Origin of the sequence: Pseudomonas sp. HMSC067G02 (assembly GCF_001813485.1) — a bacterium.
In the GTDB taxonomy this organism is placed as follows: Bacteria; Pseudomonadota; Gammaproteobacteria; order Pseudomonadales; family Pseudomonadaceae; genus Pseudomonas; species Pseudomonas aeruginosa.
Window position 1 is genome coordinate 12,852 of record NZ_KV812697.1, and the last position, 17,102, is coordinate 29,953.

A 17,102-nucleotide genomic window follows, 5' to 3' on the forward strand; every position below is an offset into this window, starting at 1 on the left:
TTACCCGCGTTCCCTCGGCATCGTTGGCCGGCGGAATCCACCTTCAGCCTTGGAGCCTTTCCACCGGGAGCCCGTTCCATGACCGATCGTTACATCGCCTTCGCCAACTCCCCCGTCGGCCGCCGCCTGGTTGGCGCCGTCGGCCTTCCCTCCCCGCTGCGCCTGGAGCGCTGGCAGGCCGGCCGGGTGCGGCCGGTGGACGGCCCGCTGGTGATCGGCGGGAGCGGCGCGCTGGCCGAGGCCGTGCTGCCCTTCGCCGGCAAGCTGACCGACGCGGTGTTCGCCGCCGTCGAGGGACAGTTCGAGCTGCCGCGCTGGACCGCCGAACACAGCCCGCGGGCCAAGGCGGTGCTGTTCGACGCCAGCGGCCTGACCCGCTTCGAGCAGTTGGTGGCGCTGCGCGACTTCTTCCAGCCGGTGCTCAAGGGCCTCGACACATGCCCGAAGGTGGTGGTCCTCGGACGCCCCCCCGAGTCTCTCAAGGACCCGGTCGCCGCCAGCGTGCAACGCAGCCTGGAAGGTTTCACCCGCTCCCTGGGCAAGGAAATCCGTCGCGGCGGCAACGTGCAGTTGCTGTACGTCGGCAAGGGCGCCGAGGACCAACTGGAAGGCGCACTGCGCTTCTTCCTCTCGCCGAAGAGCGCCTACGTCTCCGGCCAGGTGATCCGTCTTGCCGCCAACAGCGCCCAGGTCCACGACTGGAGCAAGCCGCTGGCCGGCCAGCGCGCGCTGGTCACCGGCGCCGCCCGCGGCATTGGCGCGGCCATCGCGGAAACCCTGGCGCGCGACGGCGCGGAAGTGGTGCTGCTCGACGTGCCGCCGGCCAGGGAGGCCCTCGAAGGCCTCGCCGCGCGCCTCGGCGGCCGTGCCGTGGCTCTCGACATCTGCGCCGCGGACGCCGGGCAGCAACTGGTGGACGCGCTGCCTGAGGGCGTCGATATCGTCGTGCACAACGCCGGGATCACTCGCGACAAGACCCTGGCGAAGATGAGCAGCGACTTCTGGAACTCGGTGATCAACGTCAACCTCAATGCCCCGCAGGTACTGACCCAGGCCCTGCTCGACGGCGGCAAGCTGCATGACAACGGCCGGGTGGTGTTGCTGGCGTCGATCAGCGGCATCGCCGGCAACCTCGGGCAGAGCAACTACGCGGTGAGCAAGGCCGGCCTGATCGGCCTGGCCCAGGCCTGGGCGCCGGCGCTGGGCAAGCGCGGCATCACCATCAACGCGGTGGCGCCGGGCTTCATCGAGACGCAGATGACCGCCGCCATTCCGCTGACCATCCGCGAGGCCGGCCGGCGGATGAACTCCATGAGCCAGGGCGGCCTGCCGCAGGACGTCGCCGAAACGGTGGCCTGGTTCGCCCAGCCGTCGTCCGGCGCGGTCAGCGGCCAGGTGCTGAGGGTGTGCGGGCAGAGCCTGCTGGGGGCCTGAGGCGGCCCCTGCCCCCCGGCGACAGGACGCCGACCCGGTAGGGCGGATAACGCCAACGGCGTTATCTGGCCCTGCACCGGGAAACCACCGGTAGCCCCTTCGGACAGGCCCTACCCGCGCCCCTGCTGCCCGCGCCGGCGGAACTCCACCGGCGTCTCGCCGACCCAGCGCTTGAACGCGCGATAGAAGGTGCTCGGCTCGGAAAACCCGGTGCGTTCGACGATCACTTCGATGCGCTCGTCGGTCTTCAGCAGCAGTTCCTTGGCCAGTCGGCAGCGGTAGTCGGTGACCAGGTCGTTGAAGCGCACCCCGGCCATCGCCAGGCGTTCGCGCAGACGTCGGGCCGGCATGCCGAGGCGCGCGGCGACCTGCTCCAGGGTGGCGCCTCCGTCCACCAGCAACTCGCCGATCAGTTCGCGGACCTGGCGCACCAGGTCCAGGCGCTCCACTTCGGCCAGTTGCCGGCGCGCCAGCGACTCGTGCATGCGCAGCAGTTCCGGGGCGGCGTGGCGCGAGGGTTTGTCCAGCACCGCGGCATCGAATACCAGCGCGTAGCGCGGCATGCCGAGGATCGTCGGGCAGCCGTAGACCGCACGGTAGCGCTCCATCGGCGCGCCGGTTTCGTTCATCAGCTGCACTTCCAGCGGCTTGAACTCGCCCTCGGTGAGCGCGCCGAACAGGCGGATCACCGCGCCGGCGAGCATTTCCGGGAAGTGACGGTTGATCGCCGGCGATTCGCCCAGCGACAGCACCGCGCGCTCGCCCTCCACCTCCAGTTGCGCCTGCAGGGTGTCGGACAGCAGGCGTACGTAGCGCAGGGAATGGCGCAGGCCGGCGCCGAAGGTATCGCTGGAGAGGAACAGGTATTCCAGAAGCAGGCCGTGGAACGCCGGCAGGTGCTCGGCCAGGTGCAGGCCGACATGCTCTTCGCCGCACTCGTCGGCGGCGGCCTTCCAGAACAGGTTCTGTGCGGAATGGGGGAAACGGCCGGCCGGCAGGCCACCCGGCGGCAGCCCGACACGGACCAGGACCCGGTCCGGATCGCAGCCGCTGGCGCGCAGGGCGTCGATCACCGGGCGCATCAGCGCTACATCGTCGGTCAGATCACGCATGGTGTTTTTTCTAGTTATCCATGGGGCGGGCCCATCTTAGGCAGCTTTGCCATCCCCTCTCAAGGAGAGGCCATAGAAATAACCCATCCCGCATGACGGAAAAACCCTCAGATCGACTAGCCGCCGGCGTGGTCGAAAATCTCGATGCAGACGCATTCCGGAGCCGATTGACCGCCCTGCCAGCGGCGTCGGCCAGGCGGCCAATGCCTGCTGCAGGTGCTCGACTAAGCTGACAGCCACCTATTTCGAGGAGATGTCCAATGCCCACCGCCTGGCTCGACCTGCCCGCCCCACCCGCCCTGCCCGGCCTGTTCCTGCGCGCCGCACTGCGCCGCGGCATCCGCGGCAAGGCCCTGCCCGAGCGCGGCCTGCGCAGCCAGGTCACGGTGGACCCGAAGCACCTCGAGCGCTACCGCCAGGTCTGCGGCTTCCGCGACGACGGCCTGCTGCCGCCGACCTACCCGCACATCCTCGCCTTCCCGCTGCAGATGGCGCTGCTCACCGACAAGCGCTTCCCCTTCCCGCTGCTCGGTCTGGTCCACCTGGAGAACCGCATCGACGTGCTGCGCGCGCTCGGCGGCCTCGGCCCGTTCACCGTGAGCGTCGCGGTGGAAAACCTGCAACCGCACGACAAGGGCGCCACCTTCAGCATCGTCACCCGCCTGGAAGACCAGCTTGGCCTGCTCTGGGTCGGCGACAGCAAGGTGCTCTGCCGCGGCGTCAAGGTGCCCGGCGAGATTCCGCCGAAAGCCGAGCAGGAGCCGCTGCCGCTGGAGCCGGTCGACAACTGGAAGGCGCCCGCCGACATCGGCCGGCGCTATGCCCGTGCCGCCGGCGACTACAACCCGATCCACCTGTCGGCGCCCAGCGCCAAGCTGTTCGGCTTTCCCCGCGCCATCGCCCACGGCCTGTGGAACAAGGCTCGCAGCCTGGCCGCCCTCGGCGAGCGGCTGCCGGCCTCGGGCTATCGGGTCGAGGTGCGCTTCCAGAAGCCGGTGCTGCTGCCGGCCAGCCTCACCCTGCTGGCCAGCGCGGCGGCGGCGGACGGCCAGTTCAGCCTGCGCGGCAAGGACGACCTGCCGCACATGGCCGGGCATTGGAGCCGGCTACAGGGCTGACGCCGGTCCGCCATGCCTTGAAGCTTCGGGCGCAAAGCCCGAAGCTATGCGGCTGCTTACCGCCACCGCGAAGAATCCCCCATGGACCTGCACGAACTCACCGCGCGCCTGCACGCCATCCGCGACCGCAACGACTGGCGCCAATTCCACAGCCCGAAGAACCTGGCCATGGCCGCCAGCGTCGAGATGGCCGAACTGGTGGAGATCTTCCAGTGGCTGACGGAAGACCAGTCGCGCACGCTGTCGGCCGAGCAGCTCGAACACGCTGGCCAGGAAGTTGGCGACATCGTCCTTTATCTGCTGCTGTTCTGCGGGGAAACCGGCCTCGACCTGGAACAGGTAGTGCGCGCCAAGCTGGCCGACTGCGAACGGCGCTTCCTGCCATGAGCGACCGCCACTTCGACGAACTGGCGACGCGCTTCGCCGAAAAGATCTACGGCGGCGCCAAGGGTGCGATCCGCCTCGCGGTACTCCAGGCCGACCTCGCCGAGGCCCTCCCGGAGCGACCTCTGCGGGTCCTCGACATCGGCGCCGGGCTCGGCCACATGTCGCTCTGGCTGGCCGCTCGCGGCCACCGCGTAACCCTCGCCGAGCCAGCGCAACCCATGCTCGACGGCGCCCGCCAGCGCTTCGCCGAAGCCGGGCAGGCCGCCGAATTCATCCAGGCGCCCTGGCAGGAACTGCTCGGCCAGCTCACCGAGCCCTACGACCTGGTGCTCTGCCACGCCGTGCTCGAGTGGCTGGCCGAACCCCATGCGATCCTGCCGGTGCTGCACCAACTCTGCGCACCCGGCGGCTGGCTGTCGCTGGCCTTCTACAACCGCGACGCGCTGATCTACCGCAACCTGCTCAAGGGCCACTTCCGCAAGCTGCGCAAGGAGCGCTTCGCCGGCGAGGGGCAGAGCCTGACCCCGCAGCGCCCGCTCGACCCGCGCGAGCTGGAACAGGCGCTGGCAGCGCGTTGGCGCATCGAGGCGCGCAGCGGCGTGCGGGTGTTCCACGACTACATGCCGAGCGAGTTCCAGGCCAAGGCCGAACGGCTCGACCTGGTGGAAATGGAACTGGCCTACCGCCGCCACCCGGCCTTTGCCGGGCTTGGCCGCTACCTGCACTGGCTGTGCCGCCCGCAATGAAAGGCGCAGAATGCAGTCTGAGCCTGCAAGGGCCGCCGACGTAGCGCGGCCACGGAGCGTCGAGCATGCAATCGCGACTGTTGATCCTGCCGTTACTCGCCAGCCTGGCCGCCCTCGGTGCCTGCCAGGGCGACAATCCCTACCGCGCCAGCTCTCTGCCCTACCCGCCGCAGCCGGCCACCGCGGCCAATCCCGGCCTCGATCCCGGCGCCTATCCGGCGGCGCCGCGCGACTACGCCCGCTACCGTAGCTGGAGCTGGGCCGCCGCCGGGGTCAGCGGCTTTCCCCAGGGCCTGGACGACAACCAGTTGCGCGACGCCGTCAGCCAGCAGCTCGACCAGCGCGGCCTGCGCCCGGCGCGGCCGGGCAGCGCGGCCGACCTGCAGGTCAGCGCGTTCCTGCGCAACGAACTGCGCACCCGCCAGGTCACCGACTACTACGGCGGCTACTACGGCAACTACGGCGGCTGGCGCGATCCCTGGTACGGCTATGGCGCCAGCTACCCGGTGACCCGCAGCTACACCGTGCAGGTCACCGTGGTCCGCGTCGAGCTGAACGACGCCCGCAGCGGCCAGCCGGTATGGGGCAACAGCGCCGAGTTCGACTCCGGCGACTCCGTCAGCGAACAGGCCAAGGCCCTGCGCGAAGCGGTGAAACGGGCGCTGTCGAGCTACCCGCCGGGCTGATCGGCGAGCACCCGGCGGCGGATCGCCTCCATCTTCCTGGGCGAGTTGCTCATCACCGCGTCGGCGCCCAGGGCGCGCGCGGTGCGGTAGTCCTCGGCGGTCTCGATGCCGAACATCACCACCTTCACCGGCTCGCGGCGCACGCAGTCCATCGCTTTGCGCGTCCACAACTGCGCCGCCGGCACCTTGTAGGAGGACTCGCCAAGGGTGAAGCGCTCGGTCACCGTCAGTTCGCGGCGCAGCTCGATGCCCATCCAGGTGCCGCCGGCCGGCGGTGCCTCGCAGCGCTCGCCGAAGGCCAGGCCGACCAGGCGGTTGCGCGTCGCATCGCGGCTTTCGAACTGTCGCGCGCGGTCCGCGTAGCGCTGCGTCAGGTAGTCGTTGGCGGCCTTCTCGGTGGAATAGAAACGCACCCGCGACCAGGCCTTCTGCCGTTCCAGCTCGCCGGCCACGGCATCGACCAGCGGCTCCACCGGCAGCGACTTCATGTCGAGGAACACCGGCACCTGCGGCGGGATCGCCCGTAGCGCCTGGCGCAGCGTCGGAATCCGCAGCGGCTTCTGGCGGTAGGGATAGCTGCCGTCCTCGGCCTTGAACATATAGCCGGCGTTCAAGCGCGCCAGCTCGGCCAGGCTCGACTGGCCGACCGCGCCGGCGCCCTGGGTCAGGACCGCCAGGTCAGCGGGGCGATAGAGTACCGGATGGCCATCGGCGCTCAACTGCACCGACAGCCATAGCGCGTCGGCGCCGTTGTCCAGCGCCTTGCGGATCGCCAGCAGGGTATTCTCCGGGTAGTCCGCGGTGCCGGCGCGGTGGGCCACCAGCAGCGGGCCCGGGCCATCCGCCGAGACCACCGAGCGTGCCTCGACGCAGCCGGTCAGCGACAGGCCCAACAGCAGGATCGCAATTCTTCGATTCATTTCATTCTCCCGTCGCGCCTATAGGGCGGGCGCTCGCCAACGTTACTTGTGAAGACGTTTCAAACCCGCGTTTCCTCTTGCCTTTCATCCGGCGCTGAGCTTGGATGTGAACTCTGACTGGAGAAAAACCATGATCCGCCGAATCCTGCTGCTCGGCCTGCTCCTCAGCCTCGCAGCCTGCGAAACCACCCAGCTCGACCGCGACTTCGACAGCTCCCGCGACTTCGTCGCCTACCGCAGCTGGAGCTGGTCGCAACCCGCCTTCGAATACCGCCCCGACGACCCACGCATCAAGAGCGACCTCACCGAGCAACGCATCCGCGAAGCCGTCGCCCAGCAGCTCGACCAGCGCGGCCTGCGTCCGGCCCAGGGCAACGCCAGGGGAGACGTCACGGTGCGCGCCTACCTGATCGTCGACGATCGCCAGGACCAGATCACCACCAACTACGGCGGCGGTTACTGGGGCGGCTACTGGGGAGGATACTGGGGCGGCCCGGCGATGGCTGAGACGCGCACCGTGAATTACAAGGTTGCCACCCTCCAGGTCGACCTGTTCGACGGCAAGGACGGCAAGCTGGTCTGGCGCGGCAGCGGCGAGCAGATCATGCGCACCAGCCCGCCGAGCCCGGCCGAGCGCGAGCAGGCGATCCGCGAGACGGTACAGAAAGTCATGTCGCAATACCCGCCGCGCTGACATGCAGCTCAGCCACCGCCCGGCGGAGACCGGCGACCTGGAGACGGTCGCCGGCTTCCCCCAGGACCGCGACGAACTCTTCTATTGCTACCCCAAGGCGATCTGGCCGTTCAGCGTCGCCCAACTGGCCGCCGCCATCGCCGAACGTCGCGGCAGCACCGTGGCCGTGCACGACGGACAGGTGGTCGGCTTCGCCAACTTCTACCAGTGGCAGCACGGCGACTTCTGCGCCCTCGGCAACATGATGGTGGCGCCCGCCGCGCGTGGCCTGGGCGTGGCCCGCTACCTGATCGGGGTCATGGAAAACCTCGCCCGCGAACAGTACAAAGCGCGCCTGATGAAAATTTCCTGCTTCAACGCCAACGCCGCCGGACTGCTGCTCTATACCCAGCTCGGCTACCAGCCGCGCGCCATCGCCGAACGCCACGATCCGGACGGCCGGCGCGTGGCGCTGATCCAGATGGACAAGCCCCTTGAACCCTGACACCCACGCCCAGCGCGTCCTCATCATCGTCTCCAGCGGCCCGAGCACCCCGGCCCGCTGCGCCGCGCCCTTCCACACCGCCACCCTGCTGGCCTGCATGGACGCCGAGGTGACCCTGTTCCTCAGCGGCGAAGGCGTGCAGTTGGCCCGCCGCGCCGTCGCCGACCAGTTGCGCGCGCTGGACGGCGGCGAGCCGCTGCGCCACTTCATCCGCCAGGCCCGCGAGGCCGGCGCGCGCCTGCTGATGTGCCGCCAACCCGGGGTGAACATCGACGAAAGCGAACTGATCGAGGAACTCGACGAAATCTCCAGCGGCGGCGAACTGGCACGGCTGATCCTCGAATCCGAGCGGGTGCTGACCCTATGAGCGCGAACCTGCACGGCCTGGAATTCCCCGACGGGCTGTTCTACGCCCCGGACTACAACCTGTGGCTGCGCGAGGAAGTCGACGGCAGCCTGACCCTGGGCCTGAGCGCCTACGGCTGCGCGTTGTATGGCGAAATCTTCGCCTTCACCCCCAAGCGCGACGGCTGGCACATCGAACGCGACCGCAGCTTCGGCGTGGTCGAGTTCGCCAAGGCTGCCTCCTCGGCCCGCAGCCCGTTGGCCGGGACCCTGCTGGCGAGCAACCCGGCGGTGGTCAAGCGCCCGGCGCTGATCAACCGGGATTGCTACGGCGAGGGCTGGATGGTGCGGCTGCAACCGGACGACTGGGCCTCGGCGCGGGGAGCGTTTCTCCAGGGAGACGCGGCGCGGGAGGCATTCGCCGAGCGCATGCGCCTGGATGGGTTCGATCCGCAGCATCCAGGGGTGCAGGCGCTGGACTTCTGAGACTCCCGGGTTTTACCCGCACCCCGCTCGCGGAAGGCGGATAACGCCGCTGGCGTTATTCGCCCTACCCCAGCTCCCCATCGCCGCCAATCTCCCGCATATCCCCGGAGTCCGCCATGTCCTCACCCCAACCGCCCCGCTTCGACGGCCAACGCTGGAGCAACGCCGACGACGACCGCATCGAGGTGCTGCCCGCCGACCCCGCCTGGCCACAACGCTTCGCCGCCGAAGCCGAGGCCATCCGCACGGCGCTGGCGCTGCCCGGGCTGGGCATCGAGCATGTCGGCAGCACCGCGGTGCCCGGGCTCGACGCCAAGCCGATCATCGACATCCTCCTGCTGCCGCCGCCCGGCCACGATCCGCAGCGGCTGGTAGCCCCGCTGGAGGGCCTCGGCTACCAGTTCTGGCGCGAGAACCCGAACACCCAGCGGATGTTCTTCGTCAAAGGCATGCCGCCCTTCGGCCATGGCCGCACCCACCATGTCCATGTCATGCCCCTGGCCCAGGCCGACCGCTACCTGCTGTTCCGCGACTGGCTGCGCAACCACCCCGACGACGCCCACCTCTACGCCGAAACCAAGCACGCCCTGGCCCGCCGCTACCCCACCGACCGCGAGGCCTATACCCGTGGCAAGGACGAGGTCGTCGCAAGGATTCTCGGCCGGGCGCTGGCGGCGACGCGGCACCCAATGATACAGAGTGGCCTGGTAAGGGGAGAACGCGAAATGCACGCCAGGGAACTGCGTGAAACGCTGGTCGCCGGCGCGGAATCGACGCCAGGCGGCCCCGCCGATACAGCCTATTTCGAGTTGCTGCGCAGCCGGGTAAGCAAGCCCCAGGACTGAGGCGGATAGCGTGCTTCGCTCACTACTGCGACTGTGCGAGCACGGCTTCCACCAACCTCTCGATCACCTCCCCCACCCTCCCCGGCTCGCCAACCTCCACCCAGCGCAAATGCGCGAACCGCGGATCCTCGCGCAGGCCGGTGTATTTGCGGCGGTTGCCTGCGAAGGTGGTCCATGACCAGAGCAGGATCGAATCCCTGGAGCAGAACGCCATCCGCAGCGATTCACGGTTGCCGTGGGACAGGCGGGTGCGCAGCAGGCCCCGGGCCAGGGTGCGGCGAAGGACCCGGGAGAACACCGTCCAGCGCCCGAAATTCAGCCATACCACATGGGTGGCGCGGCCCCAGAGCAACTCGCGGACGGCGCTGTAGTTGCCGTCGGCGACCCAGCGCGGCGCCGTCGTCGCCCGCTCCACTGCGTGCTCGAAGCGTTCGTGGGGCACGGCTTGCCAGCCGGGGCCCCAGTAGAGTCGGTCGAGTTCGACATGCGTACAACCCAGCCTGGCGGCCAGCGCGGCGGAGAAGGTCGACTTCCCGGCCCCGCTGGTGCCGACCACCACCACACGCAGCGGCGCGCCTCGCCCGGCCTCGACGCAGGTCATGCCTTGACCGCGACCAGCGTGTAGCACATCGGGATCGCCAGCGGTCCGTCCTCGTAGAGGTCGTAGAGTTCCTCGCGATTCGAGTGCGGGTACTCCTTGAAGTGACTCAGGCGCAGGCCGGCGCCGAGCAGCCCGCCGAGGATGTCGCCGAGCGGGTGGACGTACCAGTAGCTGGCGATGCCGGTATCGCTGCCGCTGCCTTCGTAGACGATGGCCTCCCGGGATACGTGGGGCGTGTCGGTGAAGTAGTCGTTGCGCAGTTCGAACGGTCGCTCCGACTCGGGTTCGAGCATCTCCAGGAACGGGTGGGTCTCATAGATCGCCAATTGCCCGCCCGGCTTCAGCAGGCCGCTCACCGAGGCGAAGAAGCGCGCGATGTCGGGCATCCAGTTGAGCACACCGATGGTGATCAGCAGCAGGTCGAACTGACCGTTCAGCTCGGCCGGCAGCTCGTAGGCATTGGCTTCGACGAAACGCGGCTGATGCGGCGAGCGCTCGGCCAGTTGCCGCGCCTGGGCGAGGAAGGCGGCGGACTGGTCGATCCCCACCGCCCGCGCGACGCCGAAGGCGTACAGCGAAAGCACTTCCCGGCCGTTGTTGCAGCCGACCTGGACCGCCGCCTTGCCGGCCAGGTCCAGATTGCGCAGCACGCCAGCCAGGGTCTCGTCCAGGCAACTGAAGCCGGTTTCCTGTACCGCCAGCGACAATTCCTGCCAGCCGCTGCCACGCAGGTGACTGTCGGCGGACGCGTCCCAGGCGCGTCGGTTGCTTTCCACCGCGTGTTCAAGATCCGTCATGCGAAAACCTCAGAAGTGTTCCCAGGAAGGCCAGCCGAGTCGCGAACCCGCAGCCCACTCAATCGCGGAATTGCAGCCCGATATGGGCTCGGCAGTCGCGTCGTTCCAGGCTGCCTTCCTGGAAAGCGCCGCAGGCGCGGTTTCTCAGAGGCAGCGTCTGTTCCACCACGGTCACCCGGCACCTCGTTCGCCGGTTGGCGCTGCTCGGCGGGTCGCGGCGCCTGACGCCGGCCGTTCAGGTTGTCGGCCCCGCCTGGCGGGATGCGCCGGCGCGTCGCGGCGATCCGCCTGCATGCTCAATAGAGACCGGTGGCGCTGCCTCGCTCGAACAGCGGCACCTGGTTGGCCAGGATCATGTTGTAGCTGAGCATGAACGGCACCCCGCCGCCGCTTTCGGCGATCTGGCTTACCCAGCCGATGGGGTTGTTGAACAGCGATTCGTCGGGGCTGAGCACGCCGACGGCGGCGCTGTCCGGGTCGCCGTCCCAGATCACGTCGCCCCAGTGCCAGCCGAGGCCACGCACGTACTGCGCGCCGATCAGCGCGCCGAGGGCGAAGACCGCCTCGTCGTCGAGGCTGCGCCCCTGCTCCCTCGCATCGCGCACGTAGTCGGTGATGGCGGCGACGATCTGCGCCGGCGTCTCGTCCGCGGCGACGCCAAGCAAGGCGAGCCCCTGTGCCTGCAGCTCCGCCAGTTGCTGTTGCAGGTCCGTTGAAAGCGGATTGATCTCGGCCATCCCTGTTCTCCCGAGGCAAGCGTGCGCACCCGTCCGTCGGGCGCGCCATGAAGCGCGTTATCTTACGGCTTCGCGGCGATGAAAGCGCCCTCCCCAGCCAAACGTAGCGCAGCCGCTAATCGCCTCTTCCCGGAAATGCTGCCTTCGGCTCTACTGGCGAATTTGTGCCATCCATACCCGAGACAGCCCCATGACGCTGATCGCCGCCGCCCAGAGCTGCGCCCACCCCGCCGACCTGCCACGCAACCTCGACGACCACCTGCGCCTGATGCGTATCGCCCAGGCACGGGGCGTGCGCCTGCTGGTGTTTCCCGAACTGTCGCTCACCGGCTACGAACCCACCGCTGCCGCCGCCCTCGCCCAGCCGGCGGACACGCCCCTGCTGCAACCGCTGCGCCAGCTCGCCGAGCAGGCACGGATGACCACGGTGGTCGGCCTGCCGCTGCGCTCGCCGAAGCATGCCAAGCCGCTGATCGCCGCCCTGATCCTCGGCGCCGACGGCAGCCTCGGCGTCTATGCCAAGCAGCACCTGCACGCGGGCGAGGAACGCCACTTCTCAGCCGGCGACGGCGGCCCCCTGCTGGAGATCGACGGCCTGCCGATGGCGTTGGCGGTCTGCGCCGACTTCAGCCAACCCAGCCACCCGGCCCACGCCGCCCGTGCCGGCGCTCGCCTCTACATCGCCAGCGCGCTGATCGGAGAAAACGGCTACCCGGCCGACTCGGCCCTGCTGGCCGGTTATGCCCGCGAGCACGGAATGGGCGTGCTGCTGGCCAACCATGGCGGGCCGACGGGTGGCTGGAAGGCGGCGGGCAGGAGTGCGTTTTGGAATGAGCGGGGAGCGCTGGTCAGGGAGACGACGGGGACGGGTGAGACGCTGCTTCTGCTGGAACGGACCGAGATAGACGCTTGATCCTGTGAGACACGATGGCCGCCGAAAGCGAGCGGAGAATTGGCGGAAGGCAGTGGGAGTCGAACCCACCCAGGAACGGCTGCCGTCCCCCACCGGATTTGAAGTCCGGCCACGCCACCGGGCGTGATTGCCTTCCTCTTTGATTTGCAAGAGGTTTTCCTCGAGACGGGAGCTTATCAGGCCGGGGTCCGAAGAAGAAATGCCGGATGTCATGGAAAGTCGTTCGCACGGCCGGGCGAGCAGAGCGTAGCCCAGCCTCGGAGCGCTTCACAGGCGTTTCAGGCAATGGCAGTAGACGAAGTGCTGGACCCGGCCGGCGGGAGTGACGTGGTGTTCGTCGCGGTGCTCGGTGAGCTGGAAGGCGGAGCCGAACTCGGCGTGCAGTTCGTCGGCGTCGTAGCGCATGACTGGCAGGCCGCTGCATTCGGTCGGGCCGTCGGCGGCGAAGGTGGCGACGATCACATGGCCGCCGTGGCGGACCGCCTTCATCACCTGGCGCACATAGGCGCGGCGGGCTTCGGCAGTGGTAAGGAAGTGGAACACGGCGCGGTCGTGCCAGACATCGTAGGTGGCTTCCGGCAGGTCGACGCCGGTGATGTCGCCGGCGATCCAGCGCACCTCTTCGCCGCGCGCGCCGAGGCGGTTGCGGGCGACGCGCAGGGCGGCGTCGGAAAGGTCGAGCACCGTCAGGTCGCCGAAGCCTTCGGCGAGCAGGCCGTCGACCAGGGTCGAGGCGCCGCCGCCGACATCGATGATCGCCGCCTCGCGGGGCGCGCCGATGCGTCGGATCAGGTCGAGGGACAGCGTCGCCTCGGCCTGGAACCAGCTCACCGCGTCGGACGGCTTGCTCTCGTATACCCGTTGCCAGTGCTCTCGTTCGGACATGACGACCTTCTCCGTGTTGCGCTGCGACCCATTACCCACCAAGGGCGTTAACGGCACATTAACGCCATAGGCGCTGTTGCGACAGGGCCGCTCCTCAACCGTAGGCACCGCGCAGCGACATCACGCCGCGCCTTCGCGCCGCCTGGCGGATCAGCAGTTCGCCCACGGCCAGGGCCAGCGCCACGCCGCCGACGATCTTGCCGGCGTAGGCCCAGTCCATCGGCGCGCCGGGGGTGACGACGAACAGGCCGATGCCGGCCAGCACATGCAGCGCGACGAACAGCGCCCAGAGACTGGCCAGGCGGTCGCCCAGCGGCATCCGGTAAGGCCGTGGGCGCGGGTCGGCGCGGCGCAGGCGGACGAAGGCCAGGCACATCAGCACGTAGGGCATCATGAAGACCATGGCGAAGATCGACAGCAGGGTCCAGAACAGTTCCTCGGCAGTGTGCGCCACCAGGCCGTAGAGCAGCAGCAGGACGATGCTCACCGCCGAGGCCAGCACCGCCGAGCCGATCGGCGTGCCGTGGCGCGAATGGACCACGCCGAACAGCGCCGGCAGCTCGCCGGCCTTGGCCGCTTCCACCGCGGCACGGTTGGTGCCCATGCTCCAGGTGACCATGTTGGTGAAGAGGGTGAACAGGACGAAGGCGCCGACCAGGTCGGCGAGCATCCCGCCGGCGCCGTCGTGGCCGTAGATGTTGTAGAGGGTGTGGGCGAATATCCGGGTGACGTCGGTTTCCTCGGCCGGTACCGCGGCCAGCACGCCGAGGGTGCCGAAGATGTTGAAGGCGCCGACCATCAGCCCGGAGATCAGCACCGCGCGCGGGATGTCGCGGCGCGCGTTGCGCATCTCCGCGGCGCTGCAACAGGCCAGCTCGGTCCCCATGATGCCGTAGACCATCACTCCCAGCGCGGCCATCTGGCCCGGCGAGGACGGGACGATGGAGTCCAGGCTGAAGTCGTTGGCGAAGCCATGGTTCCAGCCGAAGTGCAGGCCGCCGACGCCCAGGGCGAGCACCGCGAGCAGCTTGAGCAGCGCGCCGAGGTTCGGCAGCCACTTGCCCAGGCGCAGCGCGACCACGTTGAACGCCGCGGTGAGCAGCGCCAGGGCGATGCCGATGGCGATCTTGCCCCAGAGGCTCAGCTCGGGGAAATAGAAGGCGCCGAGCATGCTGCCGAACAAGGTGTAGACCGAAGGCATCCACAGTGCGTTGTTGACCCAGTACATCCATGACACCCGGGCCCCCCAGCGAAAGCCGAAGGCGCTACGCACCCAGTGGTAGACGCCGCCGTTGGCGGGGAAGGCGGTGCCCAGCTCGGAGGTCATCATGGCCATCGGCAGGAACAGCAGGAGCAGAACGTAGAGCCACCAGAACAGGCTCGACGGACCGAGGGAGGAAGCCAGGGCGATCTGGTCCATGAAGAGCATCGCCGAGACCGTGTAGAGCACCACATCGCGCAACCGCAGGACCTTGTTCTTGTTGTCGTCCATTGGGGTTCTCCTGAATGTTCGGGTGGGGCGCCGACGGCGCCCCGGCGCTTACCGGTGACCGGCGCGGACAAGGTCCTCCACGGTTTCCTCGATGCTCTCGCGCAGCACCCGGACCACGGTATCGACCTGTTCGCGGGTGAGGATCAGCGGCGGCGACATCACGTTCAGGTGGACGATCGGACGAACCAGCAGGCCGCGCTTCTGCGCCCGCAGGTGGACCCACTCGCCGATGTTCAGGCTTTCCGGAAACAGCGCCTTGCTCGCCTTGTCGGCGACGAACTCGACACAGGCCATGAAGCGCATCCCGCGCACGTCGCCGACGATGGGCAGGTCGCGGAGGCTTTGCAGGCGCTCCTCGAAGTAGCGGCCGACCTCGTCGGCGTGGGCGAGCAGGCCCTCGCGCTCGATGATCTCGATGTTCTTCAGCGCCGCCGCGCAGGCCACCGGGTGGCCGGAGTAGGTGAAACCATGGCTGAAGCAGCGGCCCTTGTCCGGCTCGGCGATCACCTCCCAGATGCGCCGGGAGAAGATGCACGCGCCCAGCGGCTGGTAGCCGGAGGTGAGGCCCTTGGCGGTGAGGATGATGTCCGGCTGTACGCCGAACACCGCCTGGCTGGCGAAGAAGTGGCCGAGGCGGCCGAAGGAGGTCACCACTTCGTCGGAGATGTACAGCACGTCGTAGCGCTGGCACAGCTCCCACATCCGCCGGTGGTAGCCTGCAGGCGGGACGATCACGCCGCCGGAGCCGAACACCGGCTCGGAGATGAACGCCCCCACCCGGTCGGCGCCCAGTTCGAGGATCTTGCGTTCGAACTCCTCCACCAGGCCGTCGAGGAACTCGGCTTCGCCCAGCCCTTCCGGAGCGCGGTAGTAGTAGGGACAGGCGAGGTGGTGGATGCGCTCGTCAAGGAAGTCGAACTCGGCCGGCCGGTCGGCGCTCTTGCCGCCCAGCGACATGCCGAGGAAGGTCGAGCCGTGGTAGGCGTTGATCCGCGTGATGACGTGCTTCTTGGCGCGCTTGCCGCGGCAGTTCTGATAGTAGTGCATGAGGCGGATCGCGGTGTCCACGGCGGTGGAACCGCCGGTGGTGAGGAACACGTGGTCGAGGTCGCCGGGGGCCAGCTCGGCGAGCTTGCGGCAGAGTTCGATGGCGCGCGGGTTGGCCATGTCGCAGAAGGGATTGGAATAGGCCAGCAGGCGGGTCTGCTCGGCCACGGTGCGAGCCATTTCCTCGCGCCCCAGGCCGATGTTGGTGCACCACATGCCGCCCACCGCGTCGAGGTAGCGGTTGCCGGCGGTGTCGTAGATATAGGCGCCGTCGCCGGCGGCGATGTTCAGCGAGCCGTTGACGCGGTGGTCATCGAACACGTGGTAGCCGTGCATGTAGTGGGCCTGGTCGGCACGGACCAGGTCGGCGTCGCCGAGGGGGGACGTGGCGTGCAGTCTTGCGTTCATCGGGCTGTCGCTCTTCTCGGATGGATGCTCCGAGGGTGCAAGAGCACCGCGCGGCGGGCCATACCCCATTTTGGGGTAAGCGCTGGGTGCGGCCGACGCGGCTTGCTATCCTGCGGCGACAACGACAAGAACGAGCCGTACCGTCCATGCAGGCCATCGCCCCGAACGCCCTCGACCGCTGGCACGAACACCTGGCGCTGGCGATCCGGCGCCTGCGCCAACCCGACTTCCTCGCCGCTCTGGTCGACGCCATCCACCAACTGGTGCCGATCGAGTCGAGCATGATCAGCCTGGAACGCAAGGGCCACGCGCCCACCCTGCTCTACGAGCGCGGCATCGCCGAGCGCTTCCGCGAGGCGATCATCCGCCGCTACTTCTCCCGCGGCTACCTGCTCGACCCTTTCTGCCTGGCGGTGGAGGAAGGCCTTCCGGAAGGCTTCTACACCCTCGGCGAGATCGCCCCCGACGACTTCTTCCAGAGCGCCTACTACCAGACCTACTACCTCGGCGCCGGAGCGGTGGAGGACGTCTACTACATCCTCGACCTCGGCCCCACCGAGAAGCTCTCGATCTGTCTCTACAACGGCCTTTCGGCGAGCCGCTACAGCGACGCCCAGGTCGCCGCCCTCGCCGGCCTGGCGCCGCCGGTGCTGGAGCTGGCCCGGCAGTTCTGCGCCGGGCGCGCCGACCTCTCGCCGAACCCGCAGGCCGACCTCGCCCCGCGCCTTCAGGAAGTGCTGCGCGGCTTCGGTCGCGGCGTGCTCACCGACCGCGAACGCGAGGCCTGCCACCTGCTGCTCAGCGGCCACTCGGCGAAATCCAGCGCGCGGCTGATGGACATCTCCCCGGAGACCGTGCGCATGCACCGGAAGAATCTCTACACCAAGCTGGAAGTCGGCTCGCAGTCGGAACTGTTCGCGCTGTTCATCGAGTGCCTGAGCCAGGGGCAGCGCGTCGGCCCCTGA

General features: G+C 68.7%; 20 protein-coding genes and 1 tRNA gene. 12 read left to right on the forward strand and 9 right to left on the reverse strand.

All coding sequences use genetic code 11. The features are described from left to right. The first annotated feature begins 78 nt into the window (after positions 1-78). Positions 79-1,434: a 3-oxoacyl-ACP reductase gene (locus HMPREF2914_RS19045; RefSeq protein WP_003161349.1), complete on the forward strand. Its 1,356-nt coding sequence runs from the start codon at positions 79-81 to the stop codon at positions 1,432-1,434. A gap of 110 nt (positions 1,435-1,544) precedes the next feature. Here HMPREF2914_RS19045 and HMPREF2914_RS19050 read toward each other — a convergent pair whose 3' ends face one another. Beyond that, the gene (locus HMPREF2914_RS19050) at positions 1,545-2,546 is read right to left on the reverse strand and encodes an AraC family transcriptional regulator (RefSeq protein ID WP_003095270.1); all 1,002 of its coding nucleotides are present in this window, start codon (positions 2,544-2,546) and stop codon (positions 1,545-1,547) included. Positions 2,547-2,806: 260 nt separating this feature from the next. On the opposite strand from HMPREF2914_RS19050, the gene HMPREF2914_RS19055 reads away from it, so the two are divergent. The 4 genes from HMPREF2914_RS19055 to HMPREF2914_RS19070 all read left to right on the forward strand — a co-directional run bounded on the left by HMPREF2914_RS19055 (position 2,807) and on the right by HMPREF2914_RS19070 (position 5,483). Next, a complete protein-coding gene (locus HMPREF2914_RS19055) occupies positions 2,807-3,664 on the forward strand; it encodes a MaoC family dehydratase (RefSeq protein WP_003095272.1) in 858 nt (285 codons plus the stop codon). Positions 3,665-3,745: 81 nt separating this feature from the next. Further along, a complete protein-coding gene (locus tag HMPREF2914_RS19060; protein ID WP_003102255.1) occupies positions 3,746-4,051 on the forward strand; it encodes a nucleotide pyrophosphohydrolase in 306 nt (101 codons plus the stop codon). Further along, on the forward strand, positions 4,048-4,797 hold the full coding sequence (locus HMPREF2914_RS19065) for a methyltransferase (RefSeq protein ID WP_003111303.1): 750 nt from the start codon (positions 4,048-4,050) through the stop codon (positions 4,795-4,797). The genes HMPREF2914_RS19060 and HMPREF2914_RS19065 overlap by 4 nt, the downstream gene beginning before the upstream one ends. 65 nt (positions 4,798-4,862) lie before the next feature. Next, complete coding sequence (locus HMPREF2914_RS19070) at positions 4,863-5,483, forward strand: DUF4136 domain-containing protein (protein WP_023092645.1); 621 nt, start codon at positions 4,863-4,865, stop codon at positions 5,481-5,483. On the opposite strand, the gene HMPREF2914_RS19075 is transcribed toward HMPREF2914_RS19070, so the two are convergent. After that, positions 5,468-6,403, reverse strand: a complete 936-nt coding sequence (locus HMPREF2914_RS19075; protein ID WP_023092646.1) for a glycerophosphodiester phosphodiesterase family protein — start codon at positions 6,401-6,403, stop codon at positions 5,468-5,470. The genes HMPREF2914_RS19070 and HMPREF2914_RS19075 overlap by 16 nt on opposite strands. A gap of 130 nt (positions 6,404-6,533) precedes the next feature. On the opposite strand from HMPREF2914_RS19075, the gene HMPREF2914_RS19080 reads away from it, so the two are divergent. The 5 genes from HMPREF2914_RS19080 to HMPREF2914_RS19100 all read left to right on the forward strand — a co-directional run bounded on the left by HMPREF2914_RS19080 (position 6,534) and on the right by HMPREF2914_RS19100 (position 9,257). Then, positions 6,534-7,097, forward strand: coding sequence for a DUF4136 domain-containing protein (locus HMPREF2914_RS19080; RefSeq protein ID WP_023092647.1), 564 nt, complete (start codon positions 6,534-6,536; stop codon positions 7,095-7,097). Position 7,098: 1 nt separating this feature from the next. Continuing rightward, positions 7,099-7,581, forward strand: coding sequence for a GNAT family N-acetyltransferase (locus HMPREF2914_RS19085; RefSeq protein ID WP_003135262.1), 483 nt, complete (start codon positions 7,099-7,101; stop codon positions 7,579-7,581). Next, on the forward strand, positions 7,571-7,948 hold the full coding sequence (locus HMPREF2914_RS19090) for a DsrE family protein (RefSeq protein ID WP_003095286.1): 378 nt from the start codon (positions 7,571-7,573) through the stop codon (positions 7,946-7,948). Before HMPREF2914_RS19085 ends, HMPREF2914_RS19090 begins: the two co-directional genes overlap by 11 nt. Continuing rightward, the gene (locus HMPREF2914_RS19095) at positions 7,945-8,412 is read left to right on the forward strand and encodes a glycine cleavage system protein H (protein ID WP_003095288.1); all 468 of its coding nucleotides are present in this window, start codon (positions 7,945-7,947) and stop codon (positions 8,410-8,412) included. Before HMPREF2914_RS19090 ends, HMPREF2914_RS19095 begins: the two co-directional genes overlap by 4 nt. Positions 8,413-8,528: 116 nt before the next feature. Further along, positions 8,529-9,257, forward strand: coding sequence for a GrpB family protein (locus tag HMPREF2914_RS19100; RefSeq protein WP_004365400.1), 729 nt, complete (start codon positions 8,529-8,531; stop codon positions 9,255-9,257). A 22-nt stretch (positions 9,258-9,279) separates the two neighbouring features. Here HMPREF2914_RS19100 and HMPREF2914_RS19105 read toward each other — a convergent pair whose 3' ends face one another. From HMPREF2914_RS19105 to HMPREF2914_RS19115, 3 genes are all read right to left on the reverse strand, one after another. Beyond that, positions 9,280-9,858: a P-loop NTPase family protein gene (locus HMPREF2914_RS19105; RefSeq protein ID WP_003111407.1), complete on the reverse strand. Its 579-nt coding sequence runs from the start codon at positions 9,856-9,858 to the stop codon at positions 9,280-9,282. Next, a complete protein-coding gene (locus tag HMPREF2914_RS19110) occupies positions 9,855-10,655 on the reverse strand; it encodes a class I SAM-dependent methyltransferase (RefSeq protein ID WP_003095295.1) in 801 nt (266 codons plus the stop codon). The genes HMPREF2914_RS19105 and HMPREF2914_RS19110 overlap by 4 nt, the downstream gene beginning before the upstream one ends. A gap of 296 nt (positions 10,656-10,951) precedes the next feature. Continuing rightward, positions 10,952-11,320, reverse strand: coding sequence for a hypothetical protein (locus HMPREF2914_RS19115; protein ID WP_004365401.1), 369 nt, complete (start codon positions 11,318-11,320; stop codon positions 10,952-10,954). Between the two features lie 262 nt (positions 11,321-11,582). Here HMPREF2914_RS19115 and HMPREF2914_RS19120 point away from each other — a divergent pair, with 262 nt between their 5' ends. Next, on the forward strand, positions 11,583-12,305 hold the full coding sequence (locus HMPREF2914_RS19120; RefSeq protein ID WP_003095301.1) for a carbon-nitrogen hydrolase family protein: 723 nt from the start codon (positions 11,583-11,585) through the stop codon (positions 12,303-12,305). 40 nt (positions 12,306-12,345) lie between these two features. Here HMPREF2914_RS19120 and HMPREF2914_RS19125 read toward each other — a convergent pair. The 4 genes from HMPREF2914_RS19125 to HMPREF2914_RS19140 all read right to left on the reverse strand — a co-directional run bounded on the left by HMPREF2914_RS19125 (position 12,346) and on the right by HMPREF2914_RS19140 (position 16,137). Further along, a tRNA-Sec gene (locus tag HMPREF2914_RS19125) sits at positions 12,346-12,441 on the reverse strand. Between the two features lie 131 nt (positions 12,442-12,572). Beyond that, positions 12,573-13,190, reverse strand: a complete 618-nt coding sequence (locus HMPREF2914_RS19130) for a class I SAM-dependent methyltransferase (RefSeq protein ID WP_003095305.1) — start codon at positions 13,188-13,190, stop codon at positions 12,573-12,575. Between the two features lie 94 nt (positions 13,191-13,284). Then, entirely contained in the window at positions 13,285-14,682 is a 1,398-nt protein-coding gene (locus tag HMPREF2914_RS19135) for an APC family permease (RefSeq protein ID WP_023092649.1), read from the reverse strand. 48 nt (positions 14,683-14,730) lie between these two features. Beyond that, positions 14,731-16,137, reverse strand: coding sequence for an aminotransferase (locus HMPREF2914_RS19140; protein ID WP_023092650.1), 1,407 nt, complete (start codon positions 16,135-16,137; stop codon positions 14,731-14,733). A 281-nt stretch (positions 16,138-16,418) separates the two neighbouring features. On the opposite strand from HMPREF2914_RS19140, the gene HMPREF2914_RS19145 reads away from it, so the two are divergent. Next, positions 16,419-17,102 (forward strand): helix-turn-helix transcriptional regulator, encoded by a 684-nt coding sequence (locus HMPREF2914_RS19145; RefSeq protein WP_010895683.1) that lies wholly within the window; start codon positions 16,419-16,421, stop codon positions 17,100-17,102.